Raw genomic sequence first — 15,554 nt, forward strand, 5'->3', positions numbered from 1 at the left:
ATATCGCATTTCTGGTTGAAATGTAAACGTGCAATCGACGCTGGAGGCAGGGTTACGGCTGGGGATATCGGTCCGTTTCGCTGTGCGGTACAGGCAGCTCAGTTTCTACATGAAACTTTCCAGGAAGGTATAACTGGCACGCATATCCTCACTGTGGCCCAGCCATATACGCAGCCCGGACGTTTCAATCGTTATACGGCTGCCTTATGCCGAACATCCGAAAGCAAAATTGGATAGATAATTTGGGCTGGCCTGCACTGGCTTCATCGCCAAAAGCCCATGTATACGAAGGAGCCCACCATCAATACCGCCGTCGCTCACCTGGAAGAACAAGCCGCCCCGTCGGCGTTCGCGGCCCTGCTGAAAACCATCGGCGCGCACCCGTACCGCGCCTTCGAGCTGTCCGGCGCGCCATACGCCAACGACTCCATGCCGCCGCTGTAATTTCGGCAGGAATACGCTGGCAATAAGCAAAAAGCCCCGGTGATGCCGGGGCTTTTGTCGTTAATGGCGAGCCGATTTACTGGCGCCGGCCCATCACATACGTGCGTTCGACGGTGCGCTCGTCGCCCAGCGTCTGGAGCACGAACAATTTATCCTCGATGGTGCTGGCGCGCGCCGAGCGCAATTTCATCAGCTCCGTCGCATTCGGGTTCAACACGACGAAGTCCGCTTCGTTACCGGCCTTGAAGCTGCCGACCTTGTCGTCGATATCGAGCGCCCTGGCGGCGCCCAGGGTGGACAGGTAAAACGCCTTCAACGACGACAGCGGCTTTTTCTCGGCCGGGTTATCCGTGAATGCCTTGTGCAGCTGGATCACCTTGTAGGCTTCGCCCATCGTGCGCAGCGCCGAGAAACTGGTGCCGGCACCGACGTCCGTGCCCATGCCCACTTTCACGCCGTGTTTTTCCGCAGCCTGCAGGTCGAACAGGCCGCTGCCCAGGAACAGGTTCGACGTCGGGCAGAATGCGATGGCCGAGCCGCTTTTCGCCAGCGACGCCAATTCGTCGTCACGCAGGTGCACGCCATGGGCGTAGACCGAGCGCTTGCGCGACAGCCCGAAGCTGTTATAGACGTCCAGATAGCCGGTCGATGCCGGGAACAGCTCCTGCACCCAGGCGATTTCACCCTTGTTCTCCGAGATATGGGTGTGCATGTACACGTCCGGATATTCCTGCAGCAGCTTGCCGGCCAGCGTCAATTGCTCCGGCGACGAAGTCGGCGCGAAGCGCGGCGTGACGGCATACAGCGCCCTGCCCCGCTTGTGCCAGCGCTGGATCAGCGCCTTCGAGTCGGTATAGGACGTTGCCGGTGTGTCGAGCAGGTAATCGGGCGCGTTCCGGTCCATCATCACCTTGCCCGAAATGATGCGCATATTGCGCAGCGCCGCTTCTTCGAACAACGCATCGACCGACTCGGGATGCACGGTGGCCATCACGAGCGCCGTCGTCGTGCCGTTCTTGATCAATTCATTGACGAAGACCCTGGCGATCTTGCGCGCGTAATCCTTGCTGGCGAACTGCTTCTCGGTCGGAAAGGTGTACGTGTTCAGCCACTCCAGCAACTGTTCGCCGTAGGAGCCGATCATTTCCGTCTGCGGATAATGCACGTGGCTGTCGATAAAGCCCGGCACGATCAGCCGGCCCCGCAAATCGATTACCTGCACGTTCTGGTTGGCCGACAATACCGTGCCGGCCGGTCCGATGCTCTTCACCTTGCCGTCCGCCCCCACCAGCAGCACCCCGTCCTCGTAATATTCGTAGGACTGCTGCGTGGCGGCCGGATCGCCCGTGAAATGCAGCACGGAGGCGCGATAGGCCGTCGTGGCGATTTGCTGTTGCTGGTCCTGCTGCTGCTGTTGTTGTTGCTGTTGCTGTTGCTGCTGCCGTGCCGCTTGCGCGCTTGACAGGGTCATCATCGCCACGGCGACGAGGGCGGACAAATACAGGCTTTTTGCTTTCATATGGTCTCCAATAATGAGGGGGGCAGCGGTGCCTTCGGCACTCGTTCTTATGCAAAGCAGTAGTTCTCCATCGGGGGGCTTGCCGGCCCCGATCATCCTTTCGCGCAGGCGGGCACGCAGGGCCATGGACCATTGCCATGCGTGCGGGCTTGATTTGATTGAACCGGCCGGAGGGCCGGGGGGATGTGTGCCGGATGCCGGATATCGGCGTTGGGCGATGCGTGGTGCGCGGTGTGTCAATGTACCGGCGAAGGCGCGCGCCCGTATATGCGACGCGACATCATTGCTATCTGTGCAATCGGGTGTTCGTGGGAGGTGTTTTGGGCGCTACGGGCAAAAAAATGCCCGCTCAGTGGCGGGCTTAAACTATTATCTTGGAGGAGAATAGTGGAGACAGGTGCATTGTGCCTGTGGCCACGATATGCGTCCAATGATCATTTCCGATACCGGTCATCACGACTTCATATAACTGCTGAGTTCGGCCGTGCAGCCGTGATGCAGGCGCCGGCTCACCCCTCCTTGCCGTCGATGCGGGGACGCGCCAGGCGCGGGCCATAGCTTGCGAGGAACAGGGCGAACGACACCGTCCAGGCGGCGGCAGCCAGCAGCATGGCAACGTCGCGTACGACGCCCGTGTCGAGCGCCGCCACCAGCCGCGCCACGGCGGACAGCTGGATCGCCGCGAACATCGCCACCTCGGCCATGCCCGCCTTCAGCGGCCGCCCCGTGTGCCCCAGCGACGTGCGGCACATCATGCCGATGATCAGCCCCGCCATCGAGCCGACCGTCAACGCATGGAAGGCGGCGCTGGCAGGCGTGCGGCCCAGGGCGGCCAGGGCCAGCAGCAGCAAGCCGGCACCGATCCACCCGTACGACAGGTGCAGGATCCACAGCAGCGGCACCTTCAGCGTGCGCTGCGGCTGCCACCCGGCCAGGCGCCACAGTGTCAGCACGCCGGCACCCGCGCACAGGACGGCCGTCACGATCGCCGGCATACCCGCCACCCAGGCCAGGCCCGCCGCCACGGTACACAGCAGGCCTGCCTGGTCCAGCCGTGGCCGCACCGCCGGGGTGCTGCCGGGCGCGCCATTGCGGGTGAACATCGGCAACACCCGCACACCGATCGCCGCCTCCATCAGCACGATGACGAAGATGGCGGCTTGTGCGGGCAGAAGCGGCGACCAGCCGACCCAGCCCAGCGCCGCCAGGTGGTGGGCCCCATTGGCCGCCGAAAGCAGCACCAGCAGCAGCACGAGGAAGTAGTTGCGCCGGTTGCCGGCCTGGCGCAGCACGCGCCACAGCGGCCACGCCGCCAGCGGCAGGAACAGCATGTCGACTAGGGCTGCCCATGGCCCGCTGCTTACCAGCATCGCGATGCGGCCGGCCACCCACAGCGCTGCCAGCAGGGCCAGCGCACCGCCACGCGGCGTCCACAACTGCGTCCAGTTGCGCGCTGCCGTGTACAGGAAGCCCACGACGACCGCCACGGCGAAGCCGAACACCATCTCGTGCAGATGCCACAGCAGCCCCACTGCGGGCAGGCGAACGTCCAACCCGTTGTAGGCGGCCATCCAGAGCGGCACGGCCAGTACGGCGAACGCTGCCGCCAGCAGGTAGAACGGCCGGAAGCCCAGGCGCCACAGGGCGGGCCCGGCGGCATGGGCGGGGGATGGATCGTCGATGGTCAGCAGCGTCATGATTTTCTCCTTGAACGTCACGATTGTCCCGCCGGGCAGCGGCACTGCCAACGGCAACAGGGAAAAAGACAATCTGGATCATGCTTTTCTCAACCGGCTGGCCCTGACCTTGGACAAAAGGCGCGGCCCAGGGCTACGCTGGCACCTGTCATTTCACAGGAGAACACCATGCAGACCACGATGCTCAAACTCGCCGATACGCCCGACGCGGATACCACCCGCGCCATCGCCGATGCCCTCGGTGCGGCGCCGGGCGTGCTGGCGGCGCGCCTGTCGACGGCCGGCGCCAGCATCACCATCGACTATGAATCGCCGCAGACCTCGCCCGAGCAGCTGCGGGCCACGCTGGCGCAGGCCGGCGTCGAAAGCCGGGTGCGCGACGCCGGCCCGGGTTCATGCTGCGGCGGCTGCTGCGGCACGTAATGACGGAAAGGCTCAACCCTGCTGGGCGCGACGGTGCTCGACCGCGAACACGGCGGCCTGCACGCGGCTCGACAGGTTCAGCTTCTTCAGCACGTTCTGCACATGGATCTTGACGGTGCTTTCCGACAGGTCCAGCGAACGGGCGATGACCTTGTTGCTTTCGCCCCGCGCCAGGCAATCGAGGATCTCCCGCTCGCGCGGTGTCAGCCGGTCGATCTCGGAAGCCGGTTCCGCTGGCCGCGCCCCCGCCTGCAACTGCGCCACAAGCTTGCTCGTCATTGCCTCGGCCACCACCGTCTCGCCCGCGGCGGCGCGCCGCACGGCCCGCGTCAAGTAGTCCGTATCGATGTTCTTCAGCAGGTAGCCACTGGCGCCGGCCTTCAGTGCCGCTGCCAGGTCCTGCGCGTCTTCCGAGACCGTCAGCATGACGATGGCGCTGTCCGGACAGTCCTGCAGCAGGAGGTGCAGCGTTTCCAGGCCCGACATGCCCGGCATGTGCAGGTCCAGCAAGACCACCTGGGGCGCGAGCTGTTTGGCGCGCTTGATCCCCTCGACGCCGTCGGCCGCCTCGCCCACCACGTTGAATTCGGGGTGGCGCTGCAGCAGCGAGCGGATGCCGCTGCGGAACAGCGTGTGGTCGTCCACCAGCAACACGGAGATCGGCTGGGAGTTTTCGTTTATCTGGTTCATGGCTTGTCCTGGTGGTTTCCGGTCACGCGGCGCGGCGCAGCTCACGCGGCAACTGCAGCAGCACCGTGGTGCCGGCGCCGGGCCGCGACAGCACTTCCAGCGTGGCCGAGATTCGCTGCGCCCGTTCGCGCATGATATGAATACCGACATGATGCTCGCCCTGCGTCGCCAGGACCAGCGGGTCGAAGCCGGCGCCATCGTCGCGAACCGTCAGCGTGAAATCCTGCTCGTCGCGCAGGATGACTTCGGCATGGCGGGCGCCGGCGTGCTTGCGCACGTTCGACAACGCCTCCTGCACGATGAACAGCAATTGCAACTGCTGCTCGCGGGGGAAGGGCGCGCCGTCGCAGTCGGCCTTGAGCACGACGTCGATGCCGCTTTGCCGGCCGAACTTGTCGATTGTCGTCTGCAGCGAGTTGACCAGGCTGTCCTCGACCAGGCGCGTGCGGAAGTTCAGCAGCAGCTCGCGCACGTCCTCGTAACTCTCCTGCACGCCCATGCGCAGCGCCGGGACGATGTCGGCCACCTCGCCCAACTGGCCGGCACGGACCGACTGCTCCAGCATCTGCACCTGCAGGTTCAGGAAATTGAGCCCCTGGGCGATGCTGTCGTGCAGCCCCTGGGCCACCAGGTTGCGCTCTTCGGAAATGGCCATTTCACGCTCGCGCGCGCCCAGGCGCAGATTCTCGATGGCGGTGCCCAGCAGCTGGCCCAGGGTCTCGAGCAAGGCCTGCTCATGCTGCGAAAATTCACGCGCCTGGCGGAAGTGCAGGTTGAACATCCCCAGGTGCTGCTGTTGCGCGTAGATGTGGAACATCGAAACGGTTTCGTAGCCTTCGCGCGCACACTCCAGCTCCGCCCCGCGCGGCATCCTGCGCAGGTCCTGCACGATGGTGATCTTCTTTTCCACCGCCTGGCCGCACAGGCAGTCGCCCACCTTCATGCAGTGCTCTGCCTCGACCAGCTTCGGCGACAGCCCGTGATGGACCAGCATGTGCAGGTTGCCGCGCTCGGGATCGAGGATGCGCACCGAGCCGCCGTCGGCACCAAAATAGTCGGACAGGCGCCGCAGGAAACCGCGGCACATTTCCTCGGCGGGCTGCGGTCGCTGCAGGAAGGCGGCGCTGTCGTAGAGCAGTGCCAGCTCGCGGTTCTGCGCGGCCAGTGCGGCCGTCTTGGTTTCCACCAGCTGTTCGAGATGCGTGTAGACGCCTTGCAGCCGGTCGGCCATCTGGTTGAAGCCTTGCGCCAGCTCGCCGAATTCGTCGTCGCGCTCGGCCGGCAGCCGCACTTCGAAATCACGCTCGCGCATGCGCGCCATGCCGCCCTGCAGCGACGTGACGGGGGCGATGATCAGGTTGAACAGCAGATAGATGATGCTGACGGTACCGGCCGTGGCAAAAGCCAGCAGCAGCAGTTGCGAGCCGCGCAGCCAGAACGTGCGCGTCTCGCTGTCCTGCTCGATCTGCTGGACGAGGCGGGCGACGTCGGCCACGAAGATCTCCGCATCGTGCTGGAACTCCCACGCGCGCGCAGGCTCGATGGCCGGTTGCCCCAGCAGCGCCATCGCCGCCGGACGCAGGCGGGTGGTCCAGTGCGCGGTGACCTGGTCAAAGGCCTGGCGGATGGCTGGCGAAGGGGGCAGGAACAGGGGCCGCTGCGGATCGCCGTGGCGCAGCTGTGCCAGTGCGCTGTCCAGCGCGGCGACCTGGGCCCGCACTTCCGCCGCCGCTGGCTCGCGGCGGCGCGGGTCCGCCAGGCCCGTGACGGCAAGGCTCAGCCGAAAACTCGTCATCCGCAGGCTGCCCGTGACATTGATGGCGGCGGCGCCGCCTTCGAGCTGCCAGGACAGGTACAGCGTGGCGCCGATCACCGTCAGCGCCACGGCCAGGAAGCCGAGCAGGCTCCCGACGATCTTCGTCGACAGCTTGCGCCAGGCGGCGTCGTGCGCCCCTCGCAGCAGCGCCATCGGCGCCCACCGCACGCCGGCGCCGGCAGTGGAAGGTCTGGTCTGGCTGTTCATGATGTCCTTCGTGATGGGCCTTGCGGAAGGCCAGTATACCCAGGTCGGCGTCGGCCCCTGCAGCGGCCGTCCGGGAGGCGATGGCGCTCAGCCGCCGGTCTGGGACATGAAGCGGACGATCTTTCCGGGCTGCCGGTTGAAATCATGCTGCAGCGGCTTCAGTTCGATGGCCGCGCGGATGGCTGCCTCCAGGGCCGCGTCGCTTGCGCCCGAGCGCAGCAGCGGTCGCAGGGGCACGCTTTGTTCCTGGCCCAGGCACATGTACAAGGTGCCGTCCACGGCCAGGCGCACGCGGTTGCAGGTTGCGCAAAAATGCTGCGACAGGGGCGTGATGAAGCCAATGCTGGCGCGGCCGTCCGGCGTAGCCAGGTAGCGCGCCGGGCCGCCGCCGAGTTCCCGCGCTTGCGGCAGCAGCCCGAAGCGCTCGACAAGGCGCTCGCGCACGGGGCCGAGCGGCAGCCAGTCCGTGCCCTGCCCCGTCGCACCCATCGGCATCACCTCGATCAGGCGCAGGATGAAGCCCCGTTCGATGCAGAACGCGGCCATCGGTTCGATCTCGTGCTCGTTGACGCCCTTCATCGCCACCATATTGATCTTGATGGGATCGAAGCCCGCCTCCTGGGCCGCCGCCAGCCCGGCCAGAATGGCCGGCAGGCTGTCGCGCCCCGTAATGCCCGCCATGCAGGTGCGGTCGAGCGAATCGAGGCTGACATTGATGCGGTCGATCCCGGCCGCACGCAGGGCCGGTGCGTGGCGTGCCAGGCGGGTGGCGTTGGTCGACAGCGACAGGTCGTCCAGTCCGGGCAGCGCGGCCAGGCGTGCGGCAAGGCCGGCCAGACCGCCGCGCGTCAGCGGCTCGCCGCCCGTCAGGCGCACGCGCCGGGTGCCGAGCCGGACGAAGGCCGCCACGACACGCTCGATTTCCTCGTAGGTCAGCCAGTCGGGCGGATTCTCGAAGCCACGGTAATCCTGCGGCATGCAATAGGTGCAGCGCAGGTCGCAACGGTCCGTCACCGACACGCGCAGGTAGTCGACGGTACGACCGTGCCGGTCGCTCAGCATGGCAGCCTCCTCTAGATGATGGTCCATTGTACGGGGGGAGCGCCGCCCTGGCACCTGGCAGGACGGCGTAGGGGGATGGCTTCGGGACTAGGCAGGAAGAACGATTGACAAGGCCGATTACTGCACCAGCGGCGAGTCCGCTCCGCCCAGCGCGACGCCCTCGATATCGGCCCGGCCCACGAGAATATGCAGGTACTGGTGCAGCGCGCGCTGCCACGACTGGCGCTGCAGCGTGTCGCGCACGTGTCCACGCACCGTCTCGAACGGCAGCACGCGGCCCTCTTCGCGGCGCAGCACCTGGACGATATGCAGGCCGAAACGGGTTTCCAGCAGGCGCCCGGCCAGTTCGCCCGGACGCAGCCGGAACAGCAGCGCCTCGAATTCGGGCACGCACTGGCCACGCGACAGCTGGCCCAGGCTGCCGCCGACAGCCCCGGACGGGCAGTTCGAATACTGGCGCGCCAGCTCATCGAAGCGTTCCGGCCGGGCCTGCAGTTCGGCCAGGATTTGCTCGCCCGTGTCGCGCAGCAGGTCCAGCGGCGCCGCCGGCGTAACCTGGAACAGGATATGGCGTGCCTCGACCATCTCGCCGCTGGCGAAGCGGTCGCGGTGCGCGTCGTAGAAGCGCCGGCATGCGGCGTCATCGGCCTGGGGCACCTTCACCTCCCGGTCGAACAGCGCCTCGATCGTGTCGTCGTCGCCGGCGGCGGCGATTCCCAGGCGTGCGGCTTCGGCCAGCAGCACGCGACGCAGCACTACTTCGTGCACGGCCGCCTTGAGCGGATTGCCGGCGCCGGCGTGGTGTGCCAGCTCGGCTTCGATTTCGGCATCCGGGACGTCGATGCCATTGACTGCGATACCCATGTCGTTCTCCTTGCGATGATCAGCGGCTGCGCACGAGCTGGAAGGCGCGCCCCAGATAGGTGACGGCACCGAAGCCGCTCCACACGTGCACCAGGCGGGTGAAGGGGAAGATCAGGAACAGCGACATGCCCATGAACAGGTGCAGCTTGAACACCAGCGGCGCGTCGACGATCAGCCCGGCCGCATCGGCGCGGAAGGTGACGATATGCTGGGCCCAGCCCATCAGCAGCACCATCATATGGCCGTCCATGTGCCCGGCCGACGACACGATCGACGAAAGGCCCAGCAGCAGCGTGGCAAGGATCCACAGCAGCACGATCTTGTCCTTGAACGTGGTGGCCCGGCGCAGGCGGTCACTGGCAAAGCGGCGCGCCAGCAGCATCAGCAGGCCGACCAGCGCGATGGTGCCCATGACGCCGCCGGCCACCATGGCAAACAGCTGCTTGGCGCCATGCGGCACGCCAAGGAAGTCCCAGATCCAGACGGGTGTCAGCAGCCCGACGGCATGGCCGAAGAACAGGCCGATGATCCCGACGTGGAACAGGGGACTGGCCAGGCGCAGCGCGCCCGCATGCAGCACCTGGCTCGATTCGGAGCGCCAGCTGTACTGCTCGCGGTCGAAGCGCACCAGGCTCCCCAGCAGGAAGACCGCCAGGGCGATATAGGGATAGATCCCGAACAGGAATTGGTGGATGTAGTGCATGATGGCCTCCTCTCAGGCTTGCCGCGCGCCGGCGCGCGGGGCGTTTTTCGGCTCGTGTTTCGGATAGAAGCGGATCGGCTGCTCGCCGCCCGGCATTTGCCGCAGCAGCGGTTCCACGCCATCGGCGCCGGGTCCGAAGGTCTCCAGCGCTTCGTCCATGTCGTGCACGGGCGGCTCCGTCAGCATCTCGGCCGCCACCGGGCTATGGCTCTCCAGCAGCGCAAACAGCGACGCGTAGGGATCGCCGCCAGCCGCCAGCTTGCGCCCGACATGGGCCAGCACGTGGACGGCGTCGCCGAGCAGGCGGCGCGCTTCGTCCTCGTCCTGCTGTCCGAGGAACTCGAGGAACAGCGGCACGTAATCGGGCAAGTCGTCGCCCACCATCTCCAGGCCGTGCGCGCTGTATTCGGCCAGCAGGTCGACCATGGCCTGGCCCCGGTCGCGCGATTCGCCATGGATATGCTCGAACAGGTGCAGCGAATGGGACGGATTGCGGTCGAACGTGGCCACGTAGTGCTGCTGCAGGTCGATCAGCGGCGTCGTGCCCAGGTGGACCAGCAGCGGCTGCAGCTGCTCGCGCCACGCGGGACGGCGTTCCAGCACGGCCTCGATCTCGCGCAGCGCGCCGATCAGCTCCGGCTCGGGATACTGCAGCAGCAGCGACAGGGCCTGGTAGCACTGCATGTTCTCTTCGGTAGCCATCACACGTTCTCCGCTTGCTTCTTGCGCGATTTCGGCATCGACATGAAGATCGTCGAGCCCTGCTTCTTCTTGCCGAACAGGCTGGCGTCGGTGACGCCATCGGAGCAGCCGTTACCGAAGCTGAAACCGCAACTGCCCTTCTCGTTGAAGCTGTCCTCCGCCATCTCCTTGTGGCTGCTGGGGATGACGAAGCGGTCCTCATAGTTGGCGATCGCCATGATGTGATACATGTCCTCCACCGTGGCCTTGTCCAGTCCCACCTGGGCCAGCACCTGCAGGTCCTCGGTGCCATGGACACTCTTGCCGCGCATGTAGGCGCGCATGGCCAGCATCCGGTCAAGGGCCTTGAGCACTGGTACCTGGTCGCCGGCCGTCAGCAGGTTGGCCAGGTACTGCACGGGAATCCGCAGGCTGGCCGTGTCGGGCAGGATACCGTTGGTACCCAGCTTGCCCGATTCGACAGCGGCCTGGATCGGTGACAGGGGCGGGATATACCACACCATCGGCAACGTACGGTATTCCGGGTGCAGCGGGAAGGCCACCTTCCACTCCATCGCCATCTTGTAGACGGGCGAGCGGGCGGCGGACTCCAGCCAGGCGTCGGGAATCCCTTGGCGGCGGGCCTCGGCGATGATAGCCGGGTCGTGCGGATCGAGGAACAGGCCCAGTTGCGACGGATACAGGTCACGCTCGTCGGCGACCGATGCCGCGGCCTCGATCTTGTCGGCGTCATACAGCAGTACGCCCAGGTAGCGGATGCGGCCGACGCAGGTTTCCGAGCACACTGTGGGCTGGCCCGCCTCGATGCGGGGATAGCAGAAAGTGCATTTCTCGGCCTTGCCGGAAGACCAGTTGTAGTAGATCTTCTTGTAGGGGCAACCGGAGATGCACATGCGCCAGCCACGGCACTTGTCCTGGTCGATCAACACGATGCCGTCGTCCTCGCGCTTGTACACGGAGCCGGACGGGCAGGACGCCACGCAGGTCGGGTTCAGGCAATGTTCGCACAGGCGCGGCAGGTACATCATGAACGTGTTCTCGAAGGTGCCGTACATCTCCTTCTGCATATTGTCGAACAGCTTGTCCTGGCTGCGCTGGGCGAACTCGCCACCCAGGTCGTCCTCCCAGTTCGGGCCCCACTCGATCTTGTCCATCTTGCGGCCCGTCAGCACGGAAATCGGGCGGGCCGTCGGCGGCGTCTGCGACAGGGGCGCGTTCTGCAGGTGTTCGTAGTCGTAGGTGAAGGGCTCGTAGTATTCGTCGATCTGCGGCAGGTTCGGGTTGGCGAAGATATTGGACAGGATCTTCAGCCGGCTGCCCTGGCGCGGCTCGATATTGCCGGCTGCCGTCCGGCGCCATCCGCCGTTCCACTTGTCCTGGTTTTCCCACTGCTTCGGGTAGCCGATGCCCGGTTTCGTCTCGACGTTGTTGAACCATGCGTACTCGACCCCATCGCGGCTGGTCCACACGTTCTTGCACGTGACCGAGCAGGTGTGGCAGCCAATGCACTTGTCCAGGTTCAGCACCATGCCGATTTGCGCTCGTATTTTCATTTTGTCTGCTCCGTTATTTCGCCGTCGCGGCCAGTTCGCCTTCGAGCCAGTCCACCTTGTTCATCTTGCGCACGACGACGAACTCGTCGCGGTTCGATCCCACCGTGCCGTAGTAGTTGAAGCCCCAGGACAGCTGTGCATAACCGCCGATCATGTGGGTCGGCTTCGTCACGGCCCGCGTGACCGAGTTGTGGATGCCGCCCCGCTTGCCCGACATTTCCGCGCCGGGCACGTTGATGATCTTTTCCTGGGCGTGGTACATCATCGTCATGCCGGCCGGTACCCGCTGGCTGACGATGGCCCGCGCCGTCAGGGTGCCGTTGACGTTGAAGACTTCGATCCAGTCGTTGTCGACGATGCCGGCCGCCTTCGCGTCCGTCTCGGACAGCCACACATGGGGGCCGCCGCGCGACAGGGTCAGCATGCGCAGGTTGTCCGAATAGGTCGAGTGGATACCCCATTTCTGGTGCGGCGTGATGAAGTTCAGCGCGATCTCCTTGTTGCCGTTCGGGCTCGCCCCCATCGCCCCCGCCGTCGTGCGCGTGTCGATGGCCGGTTTGTAGACGCACAGGCCTTCGCCGAAATCGCGCATCCAGCGGTGATCCTGATAGAACTGCTGGCGGCCCGTCAGCGTGCGCCATGGGATAAGTTCATGCACGTTGGTGTAGCAGGCGTTGTAGCTCACTTCTTCCGATTCCAGGCCGGACCAGGTGGGCGAGGAGATGATCTTGCGCGGCTGCGCCTGCACGTCGCGGAAGCGGATGCTGTCATGCTCGCGCGGCAGCGCCAGGTGGGTGTGGTCGCGCCCCGTGATGGCCGACAGCGCGGCCCAGGCCTTGACGGCCACGTGGCCGTTCGTTTCCGGGGCCAGCGAGAGGATCATCTCGGCCGCATCGATGGCCGTGTTCAGGCGCGGCTGGCCCTTCGACACGCCCTCTTCCTGCACCGTGCGATTGATGCCGCGCAGGACATCGACCTCGTGTCCCGTCTTCCAGCCGATGCCCTTGCCGCCGTTGCCGATCTTCTCCAGCAGCGGCCCCACCGACGTGAACTTCTTGTAGACCTGGCGGAAATCGCGTTCGACCACGGTGAAGTTCGGCATGGTCTTGCCGGGGATGGGCTCGCACTCGCCGGCGCGCCAGTCCTTCGGGTCGAACGGCTGGCCCAGTTCGCCCGGCGTGTCGTGCATCAGGGGCGTGAGCACCAGGTCCTTGCGGGTGCCCAGATAGTCCCCGCCGATCTCGGAAAACTTGGCGGCGATGCCCTTGTAGATTTCCCAGTCGGAGCGCGACTGCCACAGCGGCTGCACGGCTTCCGAAAGCGGGTGGATGAAGGGATGCATGTCCGACGTGTTCAGGTCATCCTTCTCGTACCAGGTGGCCGTCGGCAGCACGATGTCGCCGTACAGGCAGGTCGTGGACATGCGGAAGTCCAGTACCACCAGCAAGTCGAGCTTGCCTTCGGCAGCCGGGCGCACCTTGACGTCGCGCGGCTTGATGCAGTCCGCCTCGTCGCTCATCAGGGCGTTCTGCGTGCCCAGCAGGTACTTCAGGAAGTACTCGTGGCCCTTGCCGGAGCTGCCCAGGATGTTCGAGCGCCAGACGAACATATTGCGGGGGAAGTTGGCCGGGTTGTCCGGATCGTCGCAGGAGAACTGCAGCTTGCCGTCCTTGATCTGCTGCACCGCGAACGCGGCCGGGTCCTGGCCGGTGGCCGCGGCGGCGTCCATCACGTCGAGCGGATTGGTCTGCAGTTGCGGGGCCGACGGCAGCCAACCCATGCGCTCGGCCTTGGCGTTGTAGTCCAACAAGGTCATCGGCGCCACATCCGGCCCCGCCGTCGGCGAGGCGATATCGCTGGTGTACAGCTTCTCGTGGCGCCACTGGCTGGTATGCGCGTAGAAGAACGAGGTGCCGTTCATTTGGCGCATCGGCCGGTTCCAGTCCTGGGCGAAGGCGAGCGGTGTCCAGCCGGTCTGGGGGCGCAGCTTTTCCTGGCCCACGTAGTGCGCCCAGCCGCCGCCGGACTGGCCGATGCAGCCGCACATCATCAGCATGTTGATGATGCCGCGGTACGTCATGTCCATGTGGTACCAGTGGTTCAGGGCGGCGCCCACGATGACCATGCTCTTGCCGCGGGTCTGGTCGGCGTTCTCGGCGAACTGGCGGGCCACGGTGATCACGTCGGCAGGCTTGACGCCCGTGTGTTTTTCCTGCCACGCCGGGGTGTAGGGCACGTCGTCGGCGTAATCCCTGGCGACATTGCCGCCGCCCAGGCCACGGTCGATGCCGTAGTTGGCCAGCGTCAGGTCGAATACGGTGGTGACCAGCGCGGTGGTGCCATCGGCCAGTTGCACGCGCTTGACGGGGACGTTGCGGCGCAACAGGTCCGAGGCGTCGCGTCCGCCGAAGTAGGCAAAGGCCACCGGCAGCACGTCGTCGGCGCAGTCGATCAGCGACAGCAGCGGGTCCACCGGGGCGCCGTTGCCGCCCTCCTTCATCTCCAGGTTCCACTTGCCGGCCTCGCCCCAGCGGAAACCGATCGAGCCTCCGGGGGCGACGATGCGTCCCGATTGCTCGTCGATGACGAGCGTCTTCCAGTCAGGATTATTGGTCTCGTCCAGATCGTTCGCCAGGTGCGATGCGCGCAGGAAGTAATCGGGAATCAGGGCGCCTTCGTGCTCCTTCAGCAGCACCAGCATGGGGAAGTCGGTGTACTGCTTCACGTAGCCGCGAAAGTAGGCCGACTGGCCGGCGCTGTGGAATTCCTTCAGGATCACGTGGCCCATTGCCATCGCCAGCGCGGCGTCGGTGCCCTGGGTGGGCGCCAGCCAGATGTCGCCGAATTTGGCCATCTCGCCGAAGTCGGACGACACGGCCACCGTCTTGGTGCCCTTGTAGCGCACTTCCGTATAGAAGTGGGCGTCGGGCGTGCGCGTCATCGGCACGTTCGAGCCCCACACCATCAGGTAGGTGGAGTTGTACCAGTCGGCCGATTCCGGCACGTCGGTCTGCTCGCCCCATACCTGCGGGCTGGCCGGCGGCAGGTCGCAGTACCAGTCATAGAACGACAGCGCGACGCCGCCGATCAGCGACAGGTAGCGCGTGCCGGCGGCGTAGCTGACCATGGACATGGCAGGAATCGGCGAGAAGCCGACGATCCGGTCCGGGCCATACTTCTTGATCGTCAACGCATTGGCGGCGGCGATCATTTCGTTGCACTCGTCCCAGCTGGCGCGCACGAAGCCGCCCAGGCCGCGCACGGACTTGTAGCGGGCCGCCCGCTCCGGGTTCTGGCTGACGTAATCCCATGCTTCGACCGGATTCATGGTACGGCGCGCGTCGCGCCACATTTCCATCAGCCGGCCGCGCACCATCGGATACTTGACGCGCTGCGCCGAATACACGTACCAGGAATAGCTGGCGCCGCGCGGGCAGCCGCGCGGTTCGTGGTTCGGCAGGTCCGGGCGCGTGCGCGGATAGTCGGTCTGCTGGGTCTCCCAGGTGATCAGGCCGTTCTTCACGTACACCTTCCAGCTGCATGAGCCGGTGCAGTTGACGCCGTGCGTCGAGCGCACGATCTTGTCATGCTGCCAGCGCTGGCGGTAGGCGTTTTCCCAGGTGCGGTCGTCGTGGACCACGGCGCCATGGCCGTCCGAGAACGTGGATTTGGGCTTGTTGAAGTACTTCAGGCGATCCAGAAAATGACTCATGCTGCCTCCTTGAACCGGTTGCGCGCCCCGCGTGCCGGGCGCCGCTCCGTGCGACATGCAGGGAGCCGTGATGCAAACCAGTCTATCGGCCGCGCCCTTGGCTGAACATTGGCAATTGGTCGCGCGGCGGCGCAAGGAAGGACTAGGGCGGCTAGCTCTTTG

General features: G+C 65.6%; 12 protein-coding genes. 2 read left to right on the top strand and 10 right to left on the bottom strand.

Annotation, left to right across the window (positions count from 1 at the left end):
- The first annotated feature begins 279 nt into the window (after window positions 1-279).
- A complete protein-coding gene (locus GM672_RS06335) occupies window positions 280-444 on the top strand; it encodes a hypothetical protein (RefSeq protein WP_155469684.1) in 165 nt (54 codons plus the stop codon).
- Window positions 445-520: 76 nt separating this feature from the next.
- Here GM672_RS06335 and guaD read toward each other — a convergent pair whose 3' ends face one another.
- Together guaD and GM672_RS06345 are read right to left on the bottom strand one after the other, a co-directional pair.
- Entirely contained in the window at window positions 521-1,963 is a 1,443-nt protein-coding gene (guaD, locus tag GM672_RS06340; RefSeq protein WP_229417581.1) for a guanine deaminase, read from the bottom strand.
- Between the two features lie 509 nt (window positions 1,964-2,472).
- Window positions 2,473-3,660 carry an NnrS family protein gene (locus GM672_RS06345; protein WP_155469685.1) on the bottom strand — a complete coding sequence of 396 codons (1,188 nt, stop codon included), beginning with the start codon at window positions 3,658-3,660 and terminating at the stop codon, window positions 2,473-2,475.
- 168 nt (window positions 3,661-3,828) lie between these two features.
- On the opposite strand from GM672_RS06345, the gene GM672_RS06350 reads away from it, so the two are divergent.
- Window positions 3,829-4,083, top strand: a complete 255-nt coding sequence (locus GM672_RS06350) for a heavy-metal-associated domain-containing protein (RefSeq protein ID WP_155469686.1) — start codon at window positions 3,829-3,831, stop codon at window positions 4,081-4,083.
- Window positions 4,084-4,095: 12 nt separating this feature from the next.
- Here GM672_RS06350 and GM672_RS06355 read toward each other — a convergent pair whose 3' ends face one another.
- The 8 genes from GM672_RS06355 to GM672_RS06390 form a co-directional block, all read right to left on the bottom strand.
- Window positions 4,096-4,773: a response regulator gene (locus GM672_RS06355; protein ID WP_155469687.1), complete on the bottom strand. Its 678-nt coding sequence runs from the start codon at window positions 4,771-4,773 to the stop codon at window positions 4,096-4,098.
- 22 nt (window positions 4,774-4,795) lie between these two features.
- Window positions 4,796-6,742, bottom strand: coding sequence for a type IV pili methyl-accepting chemotaxis transducer N-terminal domain-containing protein (locus GM672_RS06360; protein ID WP_155469720.1), 1,947 nt, complete (start codon window positions 6,740-6,742; stop codon window positions 4,796-4,798).
- A 141-nt stretch (window positions 6,743-6,883) separates the two neighbouring features.
- Window positions 6,884-7,858 (bottom strand): GTP 3',8-cyclase MoaA, encoded by a 975-nt coding sequence (moaA, locus tag GM672_RS06365; protein ID WP_155469688.1) that lies wholly within the window; start codon window positions 7,856-7,858, stop codon window positions 6,884-6,886.
- 117 nt (window positions 7,859-7,975) lie between these two features.
- Entirely contained in the window at window positions 7,976-8,722 is a 747-nt protein-coding gene (locus GM672_RS06370; RefSeq protein WP_155469689.1) for a peptidylprolyl isomerase, read from the bottom strand.
- A 19-nt stretch (window positions 8,723-8,741) separates the two neighbouring features.
- Window positions 8,742-9,425: a respiratory nitrate reductase subunit gamma gene (gene narI, locus GM672_RS06375; RefSeq protein ID WP_155469690.1), complete on the bottom strand. Its 684-nt coding sequence runs from the start codon at window positions 9,423-9,425 to the stop codon at window positions 8,742-8,744.
- 12 nt (window positions 9,426-9,437) lie between these two features.
- A complete protein-coding gene (gene narJ, locus GM672_RS06380) occupies window positions 9,438-10,127 on the bottom strand; it encodes a nitrate reductase molybdenum cofactor assembly chaperone (RefSeq protein WP_229417584.1) in 690 nt (229 codons plus the stop codon).
- Window positions 10,127-11,680, bottom strand: coding sequence for a nitrate reductase subunit beta (narH, locus tag GM672_RS06385; protein WP_155469691.1), 1,554 nt, complete (start codon window positions 11,678-11,680; stop codon window positions 10,127-10,129). Before narH ends, narJ begins: the two co-directional genes overlap by 1 nt.
- Window positions 11,681-11,693: 13 nt before the next feature.
- Window positions 11,694-15,392, bottom strand: coding sequence for a nitrate reductase subunit alpha (locus tag GM672_RS06390; RefSeq protein ID WP_155469692.1), 3,699 nt, complete (start codon window positions 15,390-15,392; stop codon window positions 11,694-11,696).
- Window positions 15,393-15,554: the final 162 nt, after the last annotated feature.

It is taken from the genome of Pseudoduganella buxea (assembly GCF_009720835.1).
GTDB lineage: Bacteria > Pseudomonadota > Gammaproteobacteria > Burkholderiales > Burkholderiaceae_D > Rugamonas > Rugamonas buxea.